Genomic DNA, 8559 nt, shown 5'->3' on the forward strand with positions numbered 1-8559 from the left:
ATATAGTCGTCTAGATGTTGCGACGCCTTCACTCAACCGTCATACACGCTTTCTAGAATGTCCCACAACTTCCGGCAAAGCACCGGAGTCATCGACAGGACACACATGGACGCAATCCGCATCGAACGTCTGAGCAAGACATTCAGCAATGGTCGCAAGGCGCTCGACGAAATCGACCTGCGGCTCGAGCAAGGCGAAATGGTCGCGCTGATCGGCGCGTCCGGCTCGGGCAAATCGACATTGCTGCGTCACATCGCCGGCTTCACGGCATCGGATGCGCAGCCTTCGCAGATCTCGATACTCGGCCGCCCGATCCAGCAGAACGGCCGCATCGTGCGCGAAGTGCGCAGCATTCGCCGCGACATCGGCTTCGTGTTTCAGCAGTTCAATCTCGTGAACCGGCTGAGCGTCGAAGCCAACGTGCTGATCGGCGCGCTCGCGCGGCTGCCGCTGTGGCGCCGGCTCACGGGCGCCTTTCCGCGCGGCGAACGCGAGCTGTCGATGTCGGCGCTCAATGAGGTCGGCATCGGCGAGCATGCGCGCGAGCGCGCGTCGAATCTGTCGGGCGGCCAGCAGCAGCGCGCGGCGCTGGCGCGCACGCTCGTGCAGCAGGCGCGCATCATCCTCGCCGATGAGCCGATCGCATCGCTCGACCCCGAGTCGTCGCGCCGCGTGATGGACATGCTGCGCACGCTGAACGTCGAACATCAGCTGACGGTGCTGGTGTCGCTGCATCAGGTCGACATCGCGATGCGGTACTGCAAGCGCACGATCGCGATGCGGCGCGGCAAGGTCGTCTATGACGGGCCTTCGTCGGCGCTCACGCCCGCGCTCTTGCAAAAGCTCTACGGCGACGACGCGCGCGAATTGCTCGAGGACAACGCCGCCGCCGACGGCACGCCGGGCATGACGTCCCGCGCACGCGTCATACCGTTCGATGCGGCGCGTTCCGCCTGATCGCTTCCTTCAACAGAAACGCAGTATCCGACTCACTCACCTGGATCAGAACTCATGAAATTTTTGCGCTCTCTGCTCGTCGGCGTCGCGGCCGTATCGGCTTTCGCCAGCTTCGCCGCTCAGGCCGAAGACCTCAATCTCGGCATCATCTCGACCGATTCGTCGGCGGTGCTCAAGCAACGCTGGCAGCCGCTCGTCGACGACATGAGCAAGCAGACGGGGCTGAACGTCAAGGCGTTCTTCGCGACCGACTACGCGGGCATCATCGAAGGCATGCGTTTCAACAAGGTGCAGGTCGCGTATCTCGGCAACGCCTCGGCGATGGAAGCCGTCGACCGCTCGAATGGCGAAGTGTTCGCCAAGACGACGTATGCGAACGGTGACGCCGGCTACTACTCGCTGCTGATCACGAACGTGAACAGCCGCTTCAAGACGCTCGACGACGTGTTCAAGAACACGAAGGACGTGACGCTCGGTTTCGGCGATCCGAATTCGACGTCGGGCACGCTGATTCCCGGCTACTACCTGTTCGCGAAGAACAACGTGAACGTACGCACGGGATTCAAGACGGTGATGCCGGCGAGCCACGAAGCGAACCTGCTCGCCGTCGTGAACAACAAGGTCGACATCGCAACGAACAACACCGAGATGCTCGACACGCTGAAGAAAAAGAACCCCGAGAAGTTCGCACAGGTGCGCGTTCTGTGGAAATCGCCGCTGATTCCGTCGGACCCGCTCGTGTATCGCAAGGATCTGCCGGACGCGACGAAGGAAAAGGTGCGCAAGTTCTTCTACGGTTACGGCAAGACCGACGCGCACGAAAAGGAAGTGCTGGCGAACATCTTCGGCTATAGCGGCTTTGCGCCGTCGACGGATGCGCAGCTCGCGCCCGTTCGCCAGGTCGCGCTGTTCCAGCAGAAGCAGAAGATCGAAGCCGACACGTCGCTGTCCGATGCGGACCGCAAGACGCAGACGGCCGCGATCGACGCCAGGCTGTCCGCACTCGGCGCAGCACAAAAGCAATGAACGCAGCCGACCTGAGCGCCGACCGCTCGACCACTTCGTCCGCGCAGCCATCGAAGACGAAGGCTGCGGCGGCGGGCAAGCGCAGCTGGACATCGCTCGTCGGCTGGATTGCCGTGATCGCCGTGCTGGGCCTGTCGTGGCATCCCGCCGACATGCGCCCGCTCGATCTGCTGTCCGACTCGGGCAACATGGGCCAGTTCGCGCGGGACTTCTTTCCGCCTGACTTCAGCGACTGGCGCACGTATGTGCACGAAATGATGGTGACGCTCGCCGTCGCGGTGTGGGGCACCGCGCTGTCGCTCGTGTGCGCGGTGCCGTTCGGCCTGCTGTCCGCGCACAACATGGCGCCCGCGTGGGTCGTGCAGCCCGTGCGCCGCATCATGGACGCGTGCCGCGCGATCAACGAAATGGTGTTCGCGATGCTGTTCATCGTCGCGGTCGGACTCGGGCCGTTTGCGGGTGTGCTGGCGCTGTGGGTGCACACGACGGGCGTGCTCGCGAAGCTCTTCGCCGAAGCCGTCGAAGCGATCGATCCGCGTCCCGCCGAAGGCGTGCGCGCGACGGGCGCGTCAAGCCTCGATGAGATCGTCTATGGCGTGCTGCCGCAAGTGCTGCCGCTGTGGATTTCGTATGCGCTGTACCGCTTCGAATCGAACGTGCGCTCGGCGATGGTGGTCGGCATGGTCGGCGCGGGCGGCATCGGCGTCGTGCTGTACGAGTCGATCCGCTCGTTCAACTACGCGCAGACGGCGGCCGTGATGCTGATGGTGATCGTCGTCGTGACGGTGATCGATCTGCTGTCGGCAAAGCTGCGCGAGCGCGTGATCTGAGTCTTTAGTTCGCGCGTCTTCTCGACGCGGCGCTTGCAAGGGTCCCGATCAGGGCCCGCGCAAGCGCCGCGTTTTGCCTGGTGCCCCTCTTTCGGCGCGGGCTCGGGCGCACTAGCATGCCGCCCGCACGATTTCCACAAATCCCCTCCTGTTCGCACAAAAAACCACAACAAACCGCCCGGCTGCGGAATAATCACTCTTTTCCTGTCCCCTCTTTTCGCTTCGATGGATACCCTCGTCGTTCTGCTCGTCCTGTTGTCCGCGATGCTCCATGCGAGCTGGAACGCGTTCCTGCGCCTCGCCGAAGACCGCATCTGGCTGCTCGGCATGATGTCGATTCCATATCTCGTCGTCAGCGCGATCGGCGTGGCCGTGCTGCCGCTGCCCGCGCCCGGCGCGTGGCCTTATATCGCGGCGTCCGTCGTGCTCGAATTCGGCTATTGCCTCGCGCTGATACGCGCGTATCGCAGCGGCGACTTCGGACAGATCTATCCGATTGCGCGCGGGCTCTCGCCGCTGCTCGTGTTCGCCGGCGCGCTCGTGTTCGCGCACGAGTCGCTGAAGCCGCTCGCGGCGACGGGCGTCGCGCTGGTGTCGCTCGGCATCGTGTCGCTCGCATTTCGCCGCGACATGCGCTTTTCCGGCGAGAGCGTGCCCTACGCGCTGCTGACGGGCCTCTTCATCGCGTCGTATTCGGTCGTCGATGGCATCGGCGCGCGCGTCGCGGGCAACGGCATGAGCTACATCATGTGGGTCTATCTGCTGTGGAACTTGCCGCAGTTCCTGCTCGTCTGGTATTGGCGCGGCGGCGCGAAGGGGCTCTTCACGTCGCGCGAGACGATGGTCAAAGGGATTCTCTCGGGCGTGATCGCACTGAGCGCGTATTGCCTGATCATCGAGGCGTACCGCTATCTGCCCATCGCGATGGTTTCGGCATTGCGAGAACTCAGTTCGATCTTCGCGGTGCTGATCGGCTTCTCATTCATGCACGAGCGGCTGACGGCGCGCCGTATCGTCGCGTGCACGCTCGTCACGCTCGGCGCAGTGCTGATCCGGTTATAGCGCCGGACTGGCGCGACTATCACGCGCATTCACTCGGATTCACGCGCATTCACGCGAAGAGCGGCAACGTCGCGTCGATCGCTTGCGCGAGCGTGTCGAACGCGGGTGCGATCTCTTCATCGGGCACGCACGCGTAGCCGATCAGCAGCCCTGACTGCGCGCGCGACGTCTGCGCGTAATACCCCGACAGCGGACGCACGACGATATTGCGTTCGAGCGCGGCCGCGGCGACGGCGCGGTCATCCGTGCCTTCGGGCAATTGCATCACGAGATGCAGGCCCGCATCGCCGCCGACCGCGGGCAACGCGTCGCCATAGCGCCGCGCGGCGGCGTCGAGCAACGCGGAACGCCGCTGGCCGTAGAGCGTGCGCATCTTGCGGATGTGCGACGTGAAATGCCCTTCGCTGATGAACTCCGCGAGCATCGCCTGCTGCAGCAACTGCCCTTCGCGATACAGCTCGGCGCTGGCCGTCGCGAAGCTCTCGGCCAGCGCCTCGGGCGCGACGAGATAGCCGATTCGCAGCCCCGGAAACAGCGTCTTGCCGAAGCTGCCGACATAGATCACCTGCCCCGTCGTGTCGAGCCCCTGCAACGACGCGAGCGGCCGGTTGCCGTAGCGGAACTCGCTGTCGTAGTCGTCCTCGATGATCCAGCAGTGGTGCTGCCGCGCGTATTCGAGCAGCATCCGCCGACGCGCGAGACTCATCACCATGCCGAGCGGGTACTGGTGCGACGGCGTCACGAGCATCAGCTTCGGCGGATGCGCGAGATCGTCGGGCGAAGGGTTGATGCCTTCTTCGTCGACGGCAATCGGCCGCGACTTCAGTCCCGACACGTGCATCACGCTGCGCACGCCCCAATAGCACGGGTCCTCCGTCCAGATCACATCGCCGGGATCGGTCAGCAGACGCACGGCCAGATCGACGGACTGGTGAATGCCCGTCGTGATGACGATCTGCTCGGGCGTGCAGCGCACGGAGCGCGACGTGCGCAGATAGTCCGCGAGCGCGTGGCGCAGCAGGGACAGGCCGCCGCCCGGCGCATACGTCAGCAGATCGGGCCGCGGACGCCGCCAGTACTTGTTGTGCAGACGGCTCCAAACGCGCGCGGGAAAGCGCGTGACATCGGGCACGCCGGGCATGAACGCGCCCCATTGACGCTTCGACACGCCCGCGCCCGCGATCAGCCGCGAACCGCGCTGCGACAGCGCCCGCGCGGCGGGCTGCGCGTCCAGCAGCGGTTTGGAGCGGGCAGGCGGCAGCGCCTGCTGCAACTGCTCGAACGAGGTCGAGCGCATCGGCGTGGCCTGCGCATCGGGCGATCCGACGATTTCATCCGGCGACGTATCGGCGACGAACGTGCCGCGCCCCGTGGCCGACGTCACATAGCCTTCCAGCGCCAGCTGTTCATAGACCTGCGTGACGGTATTGCGCGCGATGCCCAGTTCGTTCGCAAGCAGCCGCGACGACGGCACCTTGCTGCCCGCGGGCAACTCGCGCGTGAGGATCGCCTGTTGAAGCAGCCGATGCAGCTGCCGGTACACGGGCTGACCGTTGCCGCGATCCAGACGCTGGGCCAGCCAGTCGGACAACACGCTCGCGCGCATAAATTGGCTCCTGGTTTTTTATTGAAATGGCTCTGAAACCTAGAGCCAAATATAAGTATAGTCGGTGCATGTGCCGCGATGAGCGCGAGCGCCCGAACGAACCCAACCAGGAGATCTCCGTGAAGAATGCCGAACTGAAGAGCCGCAAGGACGCCGCCACGCCGCGCGGCGTGGGCGTGATGTGCGATTTCTACGCTGCGCGCGCGGAGAACGCGGAGCTATGGGACATCGAGGGCCGCCGCGTGATCGACTTCGCAGCGGGCATTGCCGTGTGCAACACGGGCCATCGTCATCCGAAGATCGTCGAGGCCGTGCGCGCGCAACTGGACCAGTTCACGCACACCGCGTATCAGATCGTGCCGTACGCGTCGTATGTCGAGCTGGCCGAGAAGATCAATCAGCGCGCGCCGGGCGACTATCCGAAGAAGACGGCTTTCTTCACGACGGGCGCCGAGGCCGTCGAAAACGCGATCAAGATCGCGCGCGCGGCGACGGGCCGTCCGGGCGTGATCGCGTTCACGGGCGCCTTCCATGGCCGCACGATGATGGGCATGGCGCTGACGGGCAAGGTCGCGCCGTACAAGCTGAGCTTCGGCCCGTTCCCGGCCGACGTCTTCCACGCGCCGTTCCCGAATCCGCTGCACGGCGTGACGACGGCCGACTCGCTGAAGGCGATCGAGCATCTGTTCAAGGCCGATATCGATCCGAAGCGCGTCGCGGCGATCATCTTCGAGCCGGTGCAAGGCGAAGGCGGCTTCTATCCGGCGCCCGCCGAGTTCGTGCGCGCGCTGCGCAAGCTGTGCAACGAGCACGGCATTCTGCTGATCGCCGATGAAGTGCAAACGGGCTTTGCGCGTACGGGCAAGCTGTTCGCGATGCATCACTACGACGTCGTGCCCGATCTGATGACGATGGCCAAGAGCCTTGCAGGTGGGCTGCCGCTGTCGGGCGTGGTCGGCCGCGCCGATCTGATGGATGCCGCCGCGCCTGGCGGACTGGGCGGCACGTATGCGGGCAATCCATTGGCGGTGGCTGCCGCGCATGCCGTGCTGTCGATCATCGATGAAGAGCAGCTCTGCGAGCGCGCCGTCGAACTGGGCGACCGGCTCAAGGGCCGCCTGACCGCGCTGCAGAAGGAAGTGCCGCAGATGGCGGATGTGCGCGGGCCGGGCGGCATGGTGGCTGTCGAGTTCTGCAAGCCGGGCACGTCGGAGCCGGATGCCGATTTCACGAAGCGCGTGCAGACGCGCGCGCTAGAGCGCGGGCTTCTGCTGCTGGTTTGCGGCGTCTATTCGAACGTCATCCGGTTCCTGTTCCCGCTGACGATTCAGGATGCCGTCTTCGACGAGGCGCTCGCCATTCTCGAAGATGCGTTGAAAGAGACCGTGGGCGTCGCTGCCTGAAGTGACAGACAAGCAAAGGACAGAACGAAATGACCGATCTGCGTAGCAAACTGAAAGACCCGGCGCTGCTGCAAGGCAAGGCGTATATCGACGGCAAATGGCAAGGCGCCGATAACGACGAAACGTTCGAAGTGCTGAACCCGGCAACGGGCGAACTGGTCGCGCGCGTGCCGCGTATGGGCGCACAGGAGACACGCCGCGCGATCGAAGCGGCGAACAAGGCCTGGCCCGCATGGAAGGCAAAGACGGGCAAGCAGCGCGCGGAAATCCTGCGCAAGTGGAACGACCTGATGCTCGCCAACGCCGACGACCTCGCGTTGATCCTGACGACGGAACAAGGCAAGCCGCTCGCCGAAGCCAAGGGCGAAATCGGCTATGCGGCCTCGTTCCTCGAATGGTTCGGCGAAGAAGCGAAGCGGGTCTACGGCGACACGATCCCGACAGTGGCGGGCGACAAGCGCATCGTCGTGACGAAAGAGCCTGTCGGCGTGTGCGCTGCGATCACGCCGTGGAATTTCCCGGCCGCGATGATCACTCGCAAGGTCGGTCCGGCGCTCGCAGCCGGCTGCCCGATCATCGTCAAGCCCGCTGAAGCCACGCCGCTGTCTGCGCTCGCGCTTGCCGTGCTCGCCGAGCGCGCTGGCGTGCCCGCGGGCGTCTTCAGCGTCGTCACCGGCGATCCGAAACCGATCGGCGGCGAGATGACCAGCAACGCAACCGTGCGCAAGCTGTCGTTCACGGGCTCGACGGGCGTCGGGCGTCTGCTGATGGCGCAGTGCGCGCCGACCGTCAAGAAGGTCTCGCTCGAACTCGGCGGCAATGCGCCGTTCATCGTGTTCGACGATGCCGATCTCGATGCCGCCGTCGAAGGCGCCATCGCATCGAAGTACCGCAACAGCGGCCAGACCTGCGTGTGCACGAACCGCTTCTATGTGCACGACAGCGTCTACGATGCGTTCGCTCAAAAGCTGAGCGCAACCGTCGCCGGGCTCAAGGTCGGATACGGCACCGAGCAAGGCGTGCAGCAAGGGCCGCTCATCAACGAGGCCGCGGTGCTCAAGGTCGAATCGCATATCGAAGATGCGCTCGGCAAAGGCGCGCGCGTCGTGACGGGCGGCAAGCGTCATGCGCTCGGTCACGGCTTCTTCGAGCCGACCGTGCTCGCCGATGTCACGCCCGACATGAAAGTGGCCCGCGACGAAACGTTCGGCCCGCTCGCGCCGCTGTTCCGCTTCACGTCGGATGCCGAGGTGATCGAGATGGCGAACAGCACTGAATTCGGCCTTGCGTCGTACTTCTATAGCCGCGATATCGGCCGCATCTGGCGCGTCGCGGAAGCGTTGGAGTTCGGGATGGTCGGCATCAACACGGGCGCGATCTCGAACGAAGTCGCGCCGTTTGGCGGCGTCAAGCAGTCGGGCCTGGGACGCGAAGGCTCGCACTATGGGATCGACGAGTATGTCGTGATCAAGTATATGTGTATGGGGGGCGTTTAAGCCCGGTTCGGCGGGCTTCTTTTTGAAGCTGCGCCGACTGAAAATTGCTTCTTTCGAATCTCGAGTGGGTGGTTGCCGGGTCAAGTGCGGGCGTCAGCCCGGCGAAGCGAACGCTTGACGCGCGTGGCGCAAGCAAGCTGGCAGAGGGCTGGTTGCGGCAGAATGCTGCAACCAGCCCT

The 8559-nt window shown here is 64.6% G+C and carries 7 protein-coding genes; 6 read left to right on the plus strand and 1 reads right to left on the minus strand.

What is annotated here, in order from left to right; genetic code table 11:
* Nucleotides 1-105: 105 nt before the first annotated feature.
* The 4 genes from phnC (at nucleotide 106) to AB4Y32_RS34305 (ending at nucleotide 3875) form a co-directional block, all read left to right on the plus strand.
* On the plus strand, nucleotides 106-957 hold the full coding sequence (gene phnC, locus AB4Y32_RS34290) for a phosphonate ABC transporter ATP-binding protein (protein ID WP_368725556.1): 852 nt from the start codon (nucleotides 106-108) through the stop codon (nucleotides 955-957).
* Between the two features lie 54 nt (nucleotides 958-1011).
* Nucleotides 1012-1983, plus strand: coding sequence for a phosphonate ABC transporter substrate-binding protein (phnD, locus tag AB4Y32_RS34295; protein ID WP_368725557.1), 972 nt, complete (start codon nucleotides 1012-1014; stop codon nucleotides 1981-1983).
* Complete coding sequence (phnE, locus tag AB4Y32_RS34300) at nucleotides 1980-2813, plus strand: phosphonate ABC transporter, permease protein PhnE (protein WP_368725558.1); 834 nt, start codon at nucleotides 1980-1982, stop codon at nucleotides 2811-2813. The genes phnD and phnE overlap by 4 nt, the downstream gene beginning before the upstream one ends.
* A 225-nt stretch (nucleotides 2814-3038) precedes the next feature.
* Nucleotides 3039-3875, plus strand: coding sequence for an EamA family transporter (locus AB4Y32_RS34305; protein WP_368725559.1), 837 nt, complete (start codon nucleotides 3039-3041; stop codon nucleotides 3873-3875).
* 49 nt (nucleotides 3876-3924) lie between these two features.
* On the opposite strand, the gene AB4Y32_RS34310 is transcribed toward AB4Y32_RS34305, so the two are convergent.
* Nucleotides 3925-5481 (minus strand): MocR-like pyridoxine biosynthesis transcription factor PdxR, encoded by a 1557-nt coding sequence (locus AB4Y32_RS34310; RefSeq protein ID WP_368725560.1) that lies wholly within the window; start codon nucleotides 5479-5481, stop codon nucleotides 3925-3927.
* 119 nt (nucleotides 5482-5600) lie between these two features.
* Between AB4Y32_RS34310 and AB4Y32_RS34315 the strand changes: the two genes are divergently transcribed.
* Nucleotides 5601-6884: a 4-aminobutyrate--2-oxoglutarate transaminase gene (locus AB4Y32_RS34315; RefSeq protein WP_368725561.1), complete on the plus strand. Its 1284-nt coding sequence runs from the start codon at nucleotides 5601-5603 to the stop codon at nucleotides 6882-6884.
* Nucleotides 6885-6913: 29 nt separating this feature from the next.
* Nucleotides 6914-8380, plus strand: a complete 1467-nt coding sequence (locus AB4Y32_RS34320; protein ID WP_368725562.1) for an NAD-dependent succinate-semialdehyde dehydrogenase — start codon at nucleotides 6914-6916, stop codon at nucleotides 8378-8380.
* Nucleotides 8381-8559: the final 179 nt, after the last annotated feature.

It is taken from the genome of Paraburkholderia phymatum, assembly GCF_040965635.1.
Lineage (GTDB): Bacteria > Pseudomonadota > Gammaproteobacteria > Burkholderiales > Burkholderiaceae > Paraburkholderia > Paraburkholderia phymatum_B.